The 14,569-nt window shown below is 72.6% G+C and carries 12 protein-coding genes; 7 read left to right on the top strand and 5 right to left on the bottom strand.

Annotation, left to right across the window (positions count from 1 at the left end; translation table 11 throughout):
- The first annotated feature begins 204 nt into the window (after window positions 1–204).
- From LB823_RS03885 to LB823_RS03870, 4 genes are read left to right on the top strand one after another with little or no spacing between them, the layout of a single operon-like run.
- Window positions 205–1,323, top strand: coding sequence for an LLM class flavin-dependent oxidoreductase (locus tag LB823_RS03885; protein WP_224645544.1), 1,119 nt, complete (start codon window positions 205–207; stop codon window positions 1,321–1,323).
- An 18-nt stretch (window positions 1,324–1,341) separates the two neighbouring features.
- On the top strand, window positions 1,342–2,451 hold the full coding sequence (sfnG, locus tag LB823_RS03880) for a dimethylsulfone monooxygenase SfnG (RefSeq protein WP_224645460.1): 1,110 nt from the start codon (window positions 1,342–1,344) through the stop codon (window positions 2,449–2,451).
- Window positions 2,448–3,635, top strand: coding sequence for an SfnB family sulfur acquisition oxidoreductase (locus tag LB823_RS03875; RefSeq protein ID WP_224645459.1), 1,188 nt, complete (start codon window positions 2,448–2,450; stop codon window positions 3,633–3,635). The genes sfnG and LB823_RS03875 overlap by 4 nt, the downstream gene beginning before the upstream one ends.
- A 45-nt stretch (window positions 3,636–3,680) precedes the next feature.
- Window positions 3,681–4,715, top strand: a complete 1,035-nt coding sequence (locus LB823_RS03870; protein ID WP_374201269.1) for an Atu2307/SP_0267 family LLM class monooxygenase — start codon at window positions 3,681–3,683, stop codon at window positions 4,713–4,715.
- Window positions 4,716–4,737: 22 nt separating this feature from the next.
- Here the strand turns inward: LB823_RS03870 and LB823_RS03865 are convergent, their stop codons facing one another.
- Window positions 4,738–5,394, bottom strand: coding sequence for a maleylpyruvate isomerase family mycothiol-dependent enzyme (locus tag LB823_RS03865; protein WP_224645457.1), 657 nt, complete (start codon window positions 5,392–5,394; stop codon window positions 4,738–4,740).
- A gap of 71 nt (window positions 5,395–5,465) precedes the next feature.
- Between LB823_RS03865 and LB823_RS03860 the strand changes: the two genes are divergently transcribed.
- Complete coding sequence (locus LB823_RS03860) at window positions 5,466–5,873, top strand: MarR family winged helix-turn-helix transcriptional regulator (RefSeq protein WP_224645543.1); 408 nt, start codon at window positions 5,466–5,468, stop codon at window positions 5,871–5,873.
- On the opposite strand, the gene LB823_RS03855 is transcribed toward LB823_RS03860, so the two are convergent.
- On the bottom strand, window positions 5,854–6,528 hold the full coding sequence (locus LB823_RS03855; protein ID WP_224645456.1) for an SPFH domain-containing protein: 675 nt from the start codon (window positions 6,526–6,528) through the stop codon (window positions 5,854–5,856). The genes LB823_RS03860 and LB823_RS03855 overlap by 20 nt on opposite strands.
- A gap of 361 nt (window positions 6,529–6,889) precedes the next feature.
- Between LB823_RS03855 and LB823_RS03850 the strand changes: the two genes are divergently transcribed.
- Window positions 6,890–9,343 (top strand): alpha/beta fold hydrolase, encoded by a 2,454-nt coding sequence (locus LB823_RS03850; protein ID WP_224645455.1) that lies wholly within the window; start codon window positions 6,890–6,892, stop codon window positions 9,341–9,343.
- The gene (locus LB823_RS03845; RefSeq protein WP_224645454.1) at window positions 9,340–10,227 is read left to right on the top strand and encodes an ABC transporter permease; all 888 of its coding nucleotides are present in this window, start codon (window positions 9,340–9,342) and stop codon (window positions 10,225–10,227) included. Before LB823_RS03850 ends, LB823_RS03845 begins: the two co-directional genes overlap by 4 nt.
- Here the strand turns inward: LB823_RS03845 and LB823_RS03840 are convergent.
- From LB823_RS03840 to LB823_RS03830, 3 genes are read right to left on the bottom strand one after another with little or no spacing between them, the layout of a single operon-like run.
- A complete protein-coding gene (locus LB823_RS03840; protein WP_224645453.1) occupies window positions 10,220–11,641 on the bottom strand; it encodes an aldehyde dehydrogenase family protein in 1,422 nt (473 codons plus the stop codon). The two genes, LB823_RS03845 and LB823_RS03840, sit on opposite strands and share 8 nt — an antisense overlap.
- A 34-nt stretch (window positions 11,642–11,675) precedes the next feature.
- Window positions 11,676–12,929 carry an acyl-CoA dehydrogenase family protein gene (locus LB823_RS03835; RefSeq protein WP_224645452.1) on the bottom strand — a complete coding sequence of 418 codons (1,254 nt, stop codon included), beginning with the start codon at window positions 12,927–12,929 and terminating at the stop codon, window positions 11,676–11,678.
- A gap of 26 nt (window positions 12,930–12,955) precedes the next feature.
- Window positions 12,956–14,473, bottom strand: coding sequence for a GMC family oxidoreductase (locus tag LB823_RS03830; RefSeq protein ID WP_224645451.1), 1,518 nt, complete (start codon window positions 14,471–14,473; stop codon window positions 12,956–12,958).
- Window positions 14,474–14,569 lie beyond the last annotated feature (96 nt).

Raw genomic sequence — 14,569 nt, 5'->3', positions numbered from 1 at the left:
TAACTAACTCTTTCCCTAGCTTAGCTACTGACCGGTAGGTGTGCATGTTCGACGCATCACGAGTCGAAACCTGGCCGCCGCGTCCGCGCGGTGATGGACTGGCGCTTCGTATCCCCGCTCCCCCGACGGAAGGCCGACGTGAGCTCGCGCACCCCTCTCCACCTGCACTGGTTCCTGCCCACGTACGGCGACTCGCGGAACCTCATGGCGGGTGGGCACGGCAGTGGCATGAGCGGAGATCGCCCCGCGAACCTGCACTACCTCAAGCAACTGGCCCTCGCCGCCGAGGCGAACGAGTTCGAGGCCGTGCTCATCCCCACCGGCCTGTGGTGCGAGGACTCCTGGCTGACCGCCGCGCTCCTCACCGAGTCCACGGAGAAGCTCAAGTTCCTGGTCGCACTGCGCCCGGGCCTGGTCAGCCCTCTCCTCTCGGCGCAGATGGCGAGCACCCTGCAGTGGCAGTCCGGCGGCCGGGTCCTGCTCAACGTGGTGACCGGCGGCGAGTCGTCCGAGCAGCGCGCCTTCGGCGACACGCTCAGCAAGGACGAGCGCTACGCCCGGTGCGGCGAATTCCTCGACATCACCAAGCAGCTGTGGACCTCGTCCGAGCCGGTGAACGTCGCCGGGAAGTACGTCTCCGCGGAGAACGCGCTCCTCGCCCGCCGGCCCGATCCGGCCCCGCCGATCTTCTTCGGCGGCAGCTCGCCCGCCGCGGGCGACGTGGCCGCGAAGCACGCCGACACCTACCTCACCTGGGGCGAGCCGCCCGCGCAGGTGAAGAAGAAGCTGGACTGGATCCGCGGCCTCGCCGCGGAGCAGGGCCGCGAACTGACCTACGGCATCCGCCTGCACGTGATCTCGCGCGACACCAGCGAAGAGGCGTGGGCCGAGGCCAACCGGCTGCTGGGCAACCTCGACCCCGCGGCGGTGCGCGCCGCGCAGGCCAACCTGGCCCGGAGCGAGTCCGAGGGGCAGCGCCTCATGCGCGAACTGCACGGCGGCGGCGCGGCCTTCGACGAGGCCGCCGACGCCCGCTCGCTCCAGGTCTACCCGGGCCTGTGGACCGGCGTCGGCCTGGTGCGCGGCGGCGCCGGCACGGCGCTCGTCGGCTCCCACGACGAAGTGGCCGACCTCATCGCCGAGTACGCGGCGCTGGGGCTCGACCACTTCATCCTCTCCGGGTACCCGCACCTGGAGGAGGCCTACCACTTCGGCGAGGGCGTGCGCCCCCGCCTCGCGGCGCGCGGCCTGCTCGGCGCCTCCGACGCACCGTCGGAACCCGTGCGCGGCGCCTTCCTGCCCGACCTCTCCCCCACCTCCTAGCCGCGAAGGACCACACGGATGACGACCGAGAAGATCGCCGACGAGATCAAGTTCGCCTACTGGGTTCCGAACGTCTCGGGCGGCCTGGTGACCAGCGACATCGAGCAGCGCACCAGCTGGGACTTCGAGTACAACAAGAAGCTGGCGCAGACGGCCGAGCGCGTGGGCTTCGAGTACGCCCTCTCGCAGGTGCGGTACATGGCCAGTTACGGCGCCGAGTACCAGCACGAGTCGACGTCGTTCAGCCTGGCCCTGCTCGGCGCGACCGAGAAGCTCAAGGTGATCGCGGCCGTGCACCCCGGCCTGTGGCACCCCGCGGTCCTCGCGAAGTTCGGTGCCACCGCCGACCACCTGTCGAACGGGCGCTTCGCGATCAACGTGGTCTCCGGCTGGTTCGCGGGTGAGTTCAAGGCGCTCGGCGAGCCCTGGCTCGAGCACGACGAGCGCTACCGCCGCAGCGCGGAGTTCCTCGAGGTGATCCGCAAGATCTGGACCGAGGACAACGTCGACTTCGGCGGCGACTTCTACCGGATCCGCGACTTCACGCTGAAGCCGAAGCCGCTCAACACGGCGGAGCGCCCCAACCCGGAGCTGTTCCAGGGCGGCAACTCCTCCGCCGCGCGCGTCAACGGTGGCAAGTACGCCGACTGGTACTTCTCCAACGGCAAGGACTTCGACGGCGTCACCGATCAGCTCGACGACCTGCGCCGCGTCGCTCGAGAGGCGCAGCGCGAGGTCAAGTTCGGCCTCAACGGCTTCATCATCGCCCGCGACACCGAGAAGGAGGCGCGGGACACCCTGCGCGAGATCGTGGAGAAGGCCAACAAGCCCGCCGTCGAGGGTTTCCGCGACGCCGTGCAGCAGGCCGGCAAGTCCACCTCGGACGGCCGCGGCATGTGGGCGGACTCCAGCTTCGAGGACCTGGTCCAGTACAACGACGGCTTCCGCACGCAGCTGATCGGCACGCCCGAGCAGGTCGCCGAACGCATCGTCGCCTACAAGGAGCTCGGCGTCGACCTCATCCTGGGCGGCTTCCTGCACTTCCAGGAGGAGATCGAGTACTTCGGCGAGAAGGTGCTCCCCCTGGTCCGCGAGATCGAGGCGAGCCGCGCCGGGGCACTGGTGTGACCCTCGCGTCCGCGATCGACTCCGCCGAGGCCGCCGTCGACGCGGCGCGGGAACTCGCGGCGCGGTTCGCCGACGGTGCCGCCGAACGCGACCGGGAGCGGCGCCTGCCGCACGCCGAGGTCGAATACCTCTCCGACGCCGGGCTGTTCGCGCTGACGGTGCCCGCCCGCTTCGGCGGGCCCGACCTGCCGCCGTCCGCAGTCGCCGAGGTCTTCCGCATCCTCGCGACCGCCGACGGCTCGCTGGCGCAGATCCCGCACAGCCACTACGTGTACCTCACCGCCCTACGCCTGGCGGGGCCGGAGGAGCTGCAGCGCAGGATCTTCGACCAGGTGCTCGACGGGGCCCGGATCGCCAACGCGCAATCGGAACGCGGCGGGAGGACCGTCGCCGACGTGGCCACCACGCTCACCCGCACCCCCGACGGCGCACACCTCGACGGTGAGAAGTTCTACTGCACGGGTTCGCCCTACGCACACCTCCTCGCGGTGCTCGCCCGGGACGCGGAATCGGGCGAGCAGATCATCGCCTTCGTCCCGGCGGACACCCCCGGCGTCGCCATCGCCGACGATTGGAACGGCCTCGGCCAGCGGACCACCGGCAGCGGCACCGTCCGCTTCGACGACGTGGCCGTGCCGCTCGACGCCGTCGTCACCCGCTCCCCCGCGGTGTCCGAGCCCACCGGCTACGGCGCGTTCGCGCAGCTGTTGCACGTCGCCATCGACGCCGGGATCGCGCGGGGAGCGCTCGACGCCGCGGCCGACTTCGTCCGCACCAAGTCCCGTCCCTGGTTCGAGGCCGGCGTCGACCGGGCGCAGGACGATCCGCTCGTGATCCAGCGCTTCGGCGAGCTGACGGTGACGGTCCGCGCCGCGGAGGCGGCGCTCGCCGTCGCCGGGCAGGCGGTGGACGCCGCGTTCGCCACCCCCGGTTCCGACACCGCGGCCGAGGCCTCCCTGGCCGTCGCCACCGCGAAGGTGCTCGCGGACCGCGCGGCGACCGAGGTGCCGTCGGCCCTGTTCGAGGTGTCCGGCACCCGGAGCGCCGGCGGCGACACGGGGCTCGATCGGTACTGGCGGGACGCGCGCACACACACCCTGCACGACCCGGTGCGATACAAGGTCCTCCACCTCGGCCGATTCACCCTGAACGAGGAGCGGCCGCCGCTGCACGGCGTCGTCTGACCCACCGGAAACAAATTCGGACCCTAGTCCGTTTATACCGGTACTATGACTGACATGAAGATTCCCGAGTTCGGCGTGGACACGTTCGGCGGCGTCACGAAGGACGCGAAGGGTGAGCCGCTGCCCCATCCCCAGGTGATCCGCGACCTCGTCGAGGAGGCCGTCGCCGCGGACGGCGCGGGCCTCGACTTCTTCGGCGTCGGCGAGCACCACCGCGCGGACTTCGCCGTCTCGAGCCCGGAGATGGTGCTCGCGGCGATCGCGGCGCGCACCGAGTCCATCCGCCTCGGTTCCACGGTGACCGTGCTGAGTTCCGACGATCCGGTGCGCGTCTTCGAGCGCTTCGCGACCCTGGACGCCGTCTCGAACGGCCGGGCCGAGATCGTCGCCGGGCGGGGCTCGTTCACCGAGTCCTTCCCCCTGTTCGGCTACGACCTGCAGGACTACGAGGTGCTGTTCGAGGAGAAGCTGGAACTCCTTGCGGCGCTGCTCACCGAGGATCCGGTCACCTGGTCGGGCACCACGCGCGCGGCCCTGTCCGAGCAACGCGTCTTCCCCACCACCGCGGACGGCATCCGCGCCTGGGTGGGCGTCGGCGGCAGCCCCGAGTCCGTCGTCCGCACCGCGCGGTACGGCTTCGGCCTCTTCCTGGCGATCATCGGCGGCCCGGCGGATCGCTTCGCGGCGTACACCGACCTGTTCCGGCGGGCCGAGAACGAGTTCGGCGGGTCGCCGCAGCCGATCGCCGTCCACTCGCCCGGCCTGATCGCGGAGACCGACGAGCAGGCCCGCGCGCTCGTCCACGACGGCTGGCTGCGGATGCGGCAGCGCATGGTCGCCGAGCGGGGCTGGCCGCCGCCCGCGCTGGGCGATTTCGAGCGCGAGGTCGAGACCGGTTCGCTGTACGTGGGGTCGCCGGAGACGGTCGCGCGCCGGATCGCGGCGACGGTCCGCACGCTCGGCGTCGACCGGTTCGACCTCAAGTACGACCAGCCCGTGACCCACGCCGATCTGATGCGGTCGATCACCCTCTACGGCGAGAAGGTCGTCCCCCTGGTCAAGGACATGCTCAGCGACTGAGCCCGTCCACAGCTGGCGCGAATCACGGCAGGACGCCGAGCCCGGCCGCGGCGAGGGGCGCGCCGGCACCGTCGAGCCCGGACAGGCCGGCGGGTCGACCCGACAGCACGAGCAGCAGGTCGGCGATCGGACCGCGCGCGACGGGGCCGTCGCCCGCGGACCAGTCCGCGTCGACGGCCTCGAAACGCACGCCCGCGAACCGCTTCCGCGCGCCGAACAGGTAGCCGACCCGCCAGATCCGCTCCGCCCCCTGGGCCGCGGCGGCGGTGTCCATCGGCAGGTGCAGCCCGAGCGGGCGGGCGATGTCCTGGGCGTGGATCTGCGTGTCGAACAGGATGTTCCGCCAGTTGGTCAGGCGCGGCAGCGCGGTGACGCCCGCCTCCTCCCGCAGCATGACGGCCGAGCGGGTGCCGTACTCGGCAGCGGCCTCCCGGGAGAGCAGGTCGATCATGCCGTGCAGCCGGCCGCGGGCACGAACGGCCGCCGAGATCATCGCCCCCGCGGGCGCCGGGCGGAGCACCGCCGCGAGGTGGCCGGCGACGTCGGTCACCGTCCACCCCGCGCACAGCGACGGCGCGGCCCACTGCTCCGCGGTCAGCCCGTCGAGGAGTTCCGCGACCGCCACGCGCTGTTCCGCGATCACCCGCCACGCCTGCTGCTCGTCCATGACGACCTCCATTGGTCAAATTATCTGACCAATATTAGTCAGTCTCTTGTACCATTGCAAGGGTGGAGATCGGAACCGGCGTGATGCTGTTCGTCGCCTATCGGGCCATGGAGACGCGCGCCATGACCGCGGCCAGGGAGGCCGGCTACACTGACATCACGCTCGCGCAGGCACGCATCGGTCAGCGCATCGGCCCCGAGGGCACCCGCCTCACCGACCTCGCCGAACAGGCGCAGGTCACCAAGCAGACCGCGGGCTTCCTGGTCGATCAGCTCGAGCGCGCCGGATATGTCGAGCGCGTCCCCGATCCCGCCGACGGCCGCGCGCGCCTCATCCGCCTGTCCGCCCGCGGCGCCGGGGTCGCCGACGTCGCGAACGCCGAGGTGGCCCTCGTGGAACGGGAGTGGGAGGACCACCTCGGCGCCGCCGCCTATCGGGACCTGCGCGGCGCGCTGCTGAAGCTGCGCGAGGTCACCGACCCGTATCGCTGAGGACGATCGTCGCGCCGGGCGGCGCCGCCTCGATCATCCGGATCCGGGCCAGCGCGGGCGAGCCGTCGAGCATGCGGCCAGCGTTGGCGAGCGCACGCAGCGCGGCCGTCTCGGCCCGCGCCTCCTCCAGCCGGGCGGCGCCCCGTGCCTTGGCGGTGATCAGGCCTACCGCGGCGCTCCGGATCTCGGCCGGCAGCACCACGTCCTTGACCACGACGGCGAGCACCTCGACGCCCACGGTCTCGGCGGTCGCGCCGACGCGCGAGCGGATCGCCTCGCCGTCGACGGCCGCCGTGCGACGGGCCAGGTCGTCGATACCGATGCCGCCCAGCGCCTCCCGCAGCGCGACCTGCGCGGCCAGGTAGACCACGGCGTCCGGATCGGCGGCGCGCTCGAGGTACGCGACCGGGTCGGCGACACGGATGCGCAGCGCCATCGACACCCGGACCGGGACGGACTCGGCGGTGACGACCTCCTGCGGGGCGACGGCGAGCAGCCGTTCGGCGACGACGACCGGGACGACGGTGTGCGCCCGGCGGACCCGATGAGGGCCGGGCCCGAGGACGCGGGCGACGGCGCCGTCCCGGTACTCGACGGCGCGGCGGCCCACCGGCACGACGATGCGTCGGCCGCGGATCGCGGTGATGATCGACACGGTGGATCTCCTCTCGTGGTGGCCCGGGGGCCTCGGTGGTTGCGGCACCGCCCCGCCGGGCGGGCAGCGGCGGCGGGATGCCCCGGGTAATGGCCGGGGCATCGCAGGGCCGCCGCCGCCCGCGCTTCCGGCGGAACGGCGTTCGAGGGACTCGAACCCTCTGGGCCCCGATGGGGCCGTGCCACTGGTCGGTTCTGCCGGATCGAACGCGCGGAACCGGTCGCGGTACCCCGCTCCGGCCGCTCCCCGGACAGTGCCGGAACCACTCTGACAGCCGCCGATGACCTATCGCAAAGCCTTTTTCGCCGTGGGCGGAATCCAGGCAGCGGCGAGCACGGACGAGCGCACATATCCTGGTCGGGTGCCCCCACCTCGCGCTCTGCGCGGCGCCGCCGCGCGCCCCCTCGTCACCGGTGCGGCGCTGGTCGCCGTCGTGATCATCCTCGCCGCGTTCGCGGCGTGCGGCCTGGGCGGGAGGAGCGCACCGTCGTTCCAGCGCACCGACCAGGCGATCGACGGGGCCGGGGTGCGCCTGGACACCTCCTTCTTCCGGCCCGACGGTGCCGGCCCCGCCCCCGCGGTGCTCCTCGCACACGGCTTCGGCGGCTCCAAGGACGACGTTCGCGCCGAGGCCGAACAGCTGGCGGGCCGGGGATATGCGGTGCTGACCTACACCGCGCGCGGTTTCGGGAAGTCGACGGGCCTCGTCGGCCTCGACTCCCCCGACGCCGAGGTCGCGGACGCGCGCAAGCTCCTCGACTGGCTCGCGACGCGCTCCGACGTGCAGCAGGACCGGCCCGGCGATCCCCGGGTCGGCGTCGCCGGCGGCAGCTACGGCGGCGCCCTGGCGCTCCTGCTCGCCGGGCACGACAAGCGCGTCGACGCCATCGCCCCGCGAATCACGTACTGGGACTTGGAGCAGGCCCTGTTCCCCGGCGGCGTCTACAAGAAGCAGTGGGCGGGCATCCTGTTCACGATGGGCGGCGGCTGCGCCCGGTTCGAGCCGGCCGTCTGCGAGATGTACACCCGGATCGCGCAGGGCGGCACGCTCACCGACGCCGATCGAGCGCTGCTCGCGGCGCGGAGCCCCGCCTCGGTGGGTGCGGAGATCCGCGTCCCCACGTACCTCGCGCAGGGCGAGCTCGACTCGCTGTTCCCGCTCGATCACGCCGATGCGGCGGCGCAGCGCATCGCGGCGAACGGCGCGCCCGTCGCGGTCGACTGGATCGCCGGCGGGCACGACGCGGGCAGCGCCGAGGACGCCCGGGTGAACGCCCGCACGGCGGAGTGGTTCGATCGCTACCTCAAGGGCGAAGACGCTCCGGCGGTGCCCGCCTTCCAGGTCTCCCGGTCCGGCGGCGTCGACCGCGAAACCGGCGAGCGCACCGTCCGCGCGTCGAGCACCGACGCCTACCCCGGGCTCGCCGGGACCATCACGCGCACCGTCGCCCTGCCCGGCGAGCCGCAGCGGGCGGAGAATCCCGCGGGCGGTGCGCCACCGTCGATCTCGGGAGTGCCCGGCCTCGGCGGCCTGGCCTCGTCCGCGGCGGCGCTCGGTTCCTTCGGGCTCTCGCGCGACCTTCCGGCACAGGCCGCGATCGTCGACTCGGAACCGCTGAGCGGACCGGTCACCGTGACCGGCGCACCGACGGTGACGATCAAGGTCGACTCCCCCGCGTCCGACGCGGTGCTCTTCGCGAAGCTCTACGACGTGGGCCCCGAGGGCACCCAGATCCTCCCGCAGCAGCTCGCCGCGCCGATCCGCATCCCGATCACCGCAGGCACGGCGACGGCGACCATCCGGCTGCCCGTCATCGACCACGAGTTCGCCGCCGGGCACCGCATGCGGCTCGCCCTCGCCACCACCGACCTGGCCTACCTCTCCCCGTCCGCGCCCGCGACGCACACGATCACGGTGACGAGCCCCCTCACGGTTCCGGAAGTACCGGCGCTGAAGACCGCGCCGGCGCCCCTGCCCACCTGGGTGTGGGTACTGCCGCTGGTCGCGCTGGCGATCGCCGCGGCGCTGCTCCTCGTCCGCCGTCCGCGCCCCGCACCGCCCGCCGACCCGGAGCTCGCCGATGTGGCGCTCCAGGTGACCGGGCTGTCCAAGAAGTACGCGGGCGGCGACGGCTACAGCGTGCGCGACGTGACCTTCCGGGTGGAGCGCGGCCAGGTCCTCGGCCTGCTGGGCCCGAACGGTGCCGGCAAGACGACCACGCTCCGGATGCTGATGGGCCTCATCACGCCGGACGAGGGCGGGATCCGGGTCTTCGGGCACGAGATCCGGCCCGGCGCGCCGGTGCTCTCCCGCGTCGGCGCCTTCGTCGAGGGCGCGGGCTTCCTGCCGCACCTGTCGGGCCGAGCGAACCTGGACCTGTACTGGCGGGCCACCGGCCGCCCGGCCGACCAGGCGCACCTCGAGGAGGCCCTCGAGATCGCGGACCTCGGTAGTGCGCTCGAGCGCCCGGTGCGCACGTACTCGCAGGGCATGCGGCAGCGGCTCGCGATCGCGCAAGCCATGCTCGGCCTGCCGGACGTGCTGGTCCTCGACGAGCCGACCAACGGCCTCGACCCCTCGCAGATCCGCGAGATGCGGGACGCGATCGTCCGATACGGCGCCACCGGCCGCACCGTGATCGTCTCCAGCCACCTGCTGGCCGAGGTCGAGCAGACCTGCACGCACGTCGTGGTGCTGCGCCGCGGCGAGCTCATCGCCGCCGGCACCGTCGACGAGATCGTCCAGGCGGGCGAGGGCGGCGGGTCCCGCACCCTCGAAGACGCGTTCCTCCAGCTGACGGGAGACGGGGCATGACCACCACGAAGGACTCCGCGGCCGGGCGCGACGCGACGCACGGCGCTGCCCCGGGCTACGCGCCGGGGCACACCCTGACGGTGCGCGTGGAACTCGCCCGCCAGCTGAAGCGCCGCCGCACCGTGGTGATGGCGGCACTGCTCGCGGCGCTGCCGATCGTGCTCATCATCGCGCTCGCCGTGGGCACCGACGACGGGGGCAGCGGCAACGGACGGCCGTCGATGTTCGACGTCGCCACCGCCTCCGGGCTGAACCTCACCGCCACCGTCCTCATCGCGGGCACCGGCTTCCTGCTCGTGATCCCGGTGGCCCTGTACTTCGGCGACGCGGTGGCCTCGGAGGCCGACTGGTCGTCGCTGCGGTACCTGCTGGCCGCGCCCGTCCCGCGGACGCGGCTGCTGGTGACGAAGGCGATCGTCGCGCTGATCCTGTCGGTCGCCTCGGTGGCCCTGCTCACCGCGGTCGCGCTGATCGCGGGCACCCTCGCCTACGGCTGGGGCCCGCTGCAGACGCCGGCGAACACCGCGATTCCGGCGGCCGACGGCCTCTGGCGGCTGTTGCTCGCGGCGGGCTTCATCATCGTCTCCGAGCTGGCCACCGCCGGCCTCGCCCTGTGGCTCTCGACCCGCACCGACGCGCCGCTCGCGGCGGTCGGCGGGGCCGTGGGCCTCACGGTGATCGGCAGCGTCCTCGACCAGGTCACCGCCCTCGGCGGCCTCCGCGCCGCGCTGCCCGCGCACTGGCAGTACGCGTGGACCGACCTGCTGCAGCCGAGCATCGAGTGGGCGGCGATGGCCCAGGGTGCGTCGTTGTCGGTGAGCATCGCCATCGTCCTCTTCGCCCTCGCCGTGCGCGGCTTCCGGACGAAGGACGTCGTCAGCTGACCGACGCGGCGAACGAGCCCGCAGCGCCCTTGATCGCGACGGGCTGCGCGCACTCCACCAGGCCCGCCCGGGCGAACTCGACGCCGTAGCCGGACTGCTTGGCACCGCCGAAGGGCACCCGCGGGTCGATGGCGCCGTGCTCGTTGATCCACACGGTGCCCGCGTCGAGCCGCAGGGCCACGTCGCGGGCGCGCTCGGGCGACGGGGTCCACACCGAAGCGCCCAGCCCCACGTCGAGGCCGTTCGCCCAGGCGATCGCCTCGTCGAGGCTCGAGTACCGGACGATCGGCAGCGCGGGCCCGAACTGCTCCTGCGCGACGAGCGGATTGTCGTTCGGCAGGTCCGCGACCAGCGTCGTCGGGTAGAAGTTGCCGGGCCCGTCGGCCGGGTCGCCGCCGATCAGCACCCGGCCGCCGCCCGCGCGCGCCTCGTCGACCAGACCCGCGACGATGTCGTACTGCTTGCGGTTCTGCAGGGGCCCGAGCACGTTCTGCTCGTCGAGCCCGACGCCCATCGGCATGGCGGCGGCGACCTTCGTCAGCTCGTCGCAGACGGCGTCGTACAGCGAATCCGGCACGTACAGGCGCTTGAGCGCGGCGCAGGTCTGCCCCGTGTTGATGAAGGCGCCCCAGAAGAGTCCCTCTGCGATCGCGGCGGGATCGGCGTCGTCCAGGACGATGCCGGCGTCGTTGCCGCCGAGTTCCACGGTGACGCGCTTCACCGAGTCGGCGGAGGCGCGGATGATCGCCTTGCCCGTCACGGTGGACCCGGTGAACATGAGCTTGTCGACGCCCGGATGCGAGGACAGCGCCTCGCCGACGTCCCGGCCACCCGGCACCGCGATCAGGACGTCCTGGGGCAGTGCGGTGTTCAGCACGTGCGCCAGGGCGACCACCGAGAGCGGCGTGTACTCGCTCGGCTTGATCACGACGGTGTTCCCCATGCGCAGAGCGGGGGCGAGCTGCCAGACGGAGATCATCATCGGCCAGTTCCACGGACCGATGGCGCCGACGACGCCGAGCGGACGGTGGTGGATCTCCGCGTAGGTCTCGCCGTCGTCCACCGCCACCTCGGGGTCGAGCGGCACGGCGAGGGTCGCGCGCAGCCACGTGACGCACGCCTCCAGCTCGAACCGCGCGTTGGGGCCGTTGAGCGGCTTTCCCTGTTCGCGCGACAGCAGGACGGCGAGCTCCTCCGCGTGCGCCTCGACGGCGTCGGCGGCGGCACTCAGCTGCGCCGAGCGGCCGGCGTCGCCGCGCGCGGCCCAGTCCGGTTGGGCGGCGCGGGCCGCGGCGACGGCGGCGTCGAGGTCCGCGACGCCCGGTTCGGCCACCCGGCCGACGATCTCGTCCGTGGCGGGGTCGGTGATCGTGCGTCCGCCGGTCGCGGGCTGGACGGATTCGAGAATGGTCATGGTGCTCTCCGTTTCGAGGTCTGGGTGGAGTCGTTCAGGACTGAGGTCGGCCGGCCATCGCGGCGAGCGGGTCGTAGTCGGGCGAGGCGAACATGCGCTGCAGTTGGAGCCGTCGGACGCCGACATTGCCGCCGTCGAAGAGCGGGTAGGCCAGGGTGTCGCGCAGGATCTCGAACAACGGATGATGCTCGGTGTAGGACTCGACGCCGACGAGCCGCATCGCGTCCCACACCACCTGCACCGCGGTCTCGGACGCGTAGATCTTCGTGGCGATCGCGAGTTCCGAACCGGCGCCACCGGTCTTGTCGAAGTAGTCGCACGCCTTCCAGGTGAGGTACCGCGCGGCCTCGATCTTCGCCTTCATGTCCGCGAGGATGGTGCCGACGTTCTGGTGCTCGACGATGGCGACCCGTCCGCCCCGCTTCTCGTCGCGGGCGAAGTTCAGCGCCACGTCGAAGGCGTGGCGCATGACGCCGACGGAGAACGCGCCCACGAGGGCCGCGGTCGCGGTGAACGCGGTCTCGAGGATCGCGATGCCGTCGCCGACGTTCCCCAGCAGGTTCCCAGCCGGCACCCGAACGTCGTCGAAGCGGATGCGGGTGACGAGGGCCGCCCGGTGCCCGACCGTCGGGAGCGCGGATTCGACGGTGACGCCCGCGGCGGTCCCCGGGACCAGGATCACGGCCATCGACTCCTCCGGCGGGCGGGTCGGATCGACGCGCACGGCCACGGCGAGCAGGTCGGCGCCGGATCCGTCCCAGCCCGATGCGTGCGGAACGAACTGCTTGTGCCCGTTGATGACCCACTCGTCGCCATCGAGCCGGGCGGTGGCGGCGAAGCCCACGTCCGGGTCCGAGTCCCGGTAGTTCGCGGACCCGCCGACCTCGGAGAACGCGAGCCCCGCGAGCGGCTCGCCCTCGCCGGAGAGGAACGGCGGCAGGAACCGCCCGAGCTGATCCGCGTCGCCGAAGAACAGCAGCGGCATCAGGCCGAGGCCGGTGGAGAACACGGACAGCGGGACGCTCGTCTCCACCGCCATGTACTCCTCCGAGAGAGCGAGGTCGAGCAGGCTCGTCATCTCGCCGCCGGCGGGTGGCGGGATGAGGCGCCGGAGCACCCCCGCCTGCACCAATGCGCGGTAGTGCGGTCGGGACGCGCGGAATCGCTCGTCCGGCGTGCCCTGATGGTGCGTCTCATTCGCGGCGACGCTCAGCACGTCGCTCGCCAGCCGGCGGGCGTTCTGCTGCAGTTCCTGCTGAGCCTCGCTGAGGCTGAAGTCGATGGGCATGTCTCGTTCCTTCGTCGGAGCGGCGTTCAGACGCCGAGGAGGAGGTCGGCGGCCTTCTCGCCGACCATGATCGCGGGTGCGTTGGTGTTGCCGCGGGGCACGACGGGCATGATCGAGGCGTCGGCGACCCGCAGCCCGTCGACGCCGCGCACCCGCAGAGCGGGATCGACGACCGAGTCGTCCGTGACGCCCATCGCGCAGGTGCCGACCTGGTGGTGGTACGTGCCGGCGAGGCGCCGAACGAGCGCGCGCAGTGCATCCCGGTCGGCCGGTTCGGACGACGGGACGTACTCGGTGGGCCGGAACGGGGCGAAGGCGTCCTGGGCGCCGATCTCGCGGCACAGGATCACCGCGTCGACCAGCGCTTCCACGTCGTAGTCGTCGGCGAGGATGTTGGGATCCACCAGCGGGGCCGCGGCCGGATCGGCGGACGCGAGGCGCAGCGTGCCGCGCGAGCGCGGAGCCACCAGGCCGGGGGCGATCGTGTAGCCGTCGGCGGGCGCGTCGCCGCCGTCGGTCGGGTACGGCAGATGCAGGAACAGCGGCTGCAGGTCGGGCGCCGCGTCGTCCGTCTGCTGCGAGTGCGCGAAGAGCTGGGCCTCGAGCAGGTTGTTCCGCCCGGGCGCGAGCGCGCCCGCCGTCGCGTAGAGATTGCCGACGAGGAGGTGGTCGTGCAGGTTCTTCCCGACACCGGGCAGGTCGACGAGGGTCTCGACACCGACGGCCGCCAGGTCGGCGCGGTCGCCGATGCCTGAGAGCTGCAGGATCTTCGGCGACCCGATGGCACCGGCGGAGAGGACGATCTCGGCGGCCGCCCGGGCGGTGCGGAGCTCGCCGGCGACGAGGTACTCGACCGCCGTGGCGCGGCCGTCGTCGAGCACGATCCGGGTGACGAGCGCCCCGGTGGTCACCGTCAGGCGCGGCGAGTCCAGCACCGGCGCCACGAAGGCCTGCCACGCGCTGTGCCGGCGGCCGCCCTTGATCGTCGCGTGGTTGAAGCCGACGCCCTCCATGAGGTCTCCGTTGAAGTCCTCGGTCGGCTTGTGGCCCACGGCAACCGCGGCGTCGACGAAGGCCTGCGCGGCGGGGTGACGGTCGCGGAGCACCGAGACGTGCAGCGGGCCGCCCGCACCATGCCATGCGGAGGCGCCGTCCTCGTGATCCTCGCTGCGCTTGAACAGCTCGAGGACGGTGTCCCAGCCCCACCCCTGGTTGCCGGCGGCCTCCCAGGCGTCGTAGTCGTCGCGGTGCCCGCGGATGTAGATCATGCCGTTGAGCGAGCTGGAACCACCGAGCACCTTGCCGCGGGGCCAGAACAGCGATCGCCCCGCGGCGTGCTCCTGGCCGGTGGTCATGACGGCCCAGTCGTTGGGGCCGGTCAGCAGTGCCGGCCACCCCTGCGGGCTGTGGATGTTCGGGTCCTCGTCCGCGGCACCCGCCTCGATGACGTGCACGGTGTGCCCGGCGTCGACGAGGCGCCGGGTGAGGGCGCTCCCGGCGGATCCGGCTCCGATGATGACGTAGTCGCTGTCCCGTGGGCTCATTCCTGCTCCTTGCCGTCCGTCCGGCGCGTTCCGCCGCATGGGATCGAGCCTGGCCGTCGCGACGCCGACGGGCATTGGCGTGACCCGCACGCCGGT

It is taken from the genome of Tsukamurella sp. M9C, assembly GCF_020169415.1.
Classification (GTDB): Bacteria; Actinomycetota; Actinomycetes; order Mycobacteriales; family Mycobacteriaceae; genus Tsukamurella.
The sequence above is the reverse complement of the archived record's forward strand: the minus strand, read 5'-3'. Positions and strand labels throughout refer to the sequence as shown.

Bases quoted from the DNA above. Each gene is read 5' to 3' on its own strand.
- LB823_RS03835 (WP_224645452.1), bottom strand. From the start codon at position 12,929: ATGCCCATCGACTTCAGCCTCAGCGAGGCTCAGCAGGAACTGCAGCAG.
- LB823_RS03840 (WP_224645453.1), bottom strand. From the start codon at position 11,641: ATGACCATTCTCGAATCCGTCCAGCCCGCGACCGGCGGACGCACGATC.
- LB823_RS03865 (WP_224645457.1), bottom strand. From the start codon at position 5,394: ATGGAGGTCGTCATGGACGAGCAGCAGGCGTGGCGGGTGATCGCGGAA.
- LB823_RS03885 (WP_224645544.1), top strand. From the start codon at position 205: ATGGCGGGTGGGCACGGCAGTGGCATGAGCGGAGATCGCCCCGCGAAC.
- LB823_RS03860 (WP_224645543.1), top strand. From the start codon at position 5,466: ATGCTGTTCGTCGCCTATCGGGCCATGGAGACGCGCGCCATGACCGCG.
- LB823_RS03870 (WP_374201269.1), top strand. From the start codon at position 3,681: ATGACTGACATGAAGATTCCCGAGTTCGGCGTGGACACGTTCGGCGGC.
- LB823_RS03830 (WP_224645451.1), bottom strand. From the start codon at position 14,473: ATGAGCCCACGGGACAGCGACTACGTCATCATCGGAGCCGGATCCGCC.
- sfnG (WP_224645460.1), top strand. From the start codon at position 1,342: ATGACGACCGAGAAGATCGCCGACGAGATCAAGTTCGCCTACTGGGTT.
- LB823_RS03845 (WP_224645454.1), top strand. From the start codon at position 9,340: ATGACCACCACGAAGGACTCCGCGGCCGGGCGCGACGCGACGCACGGC.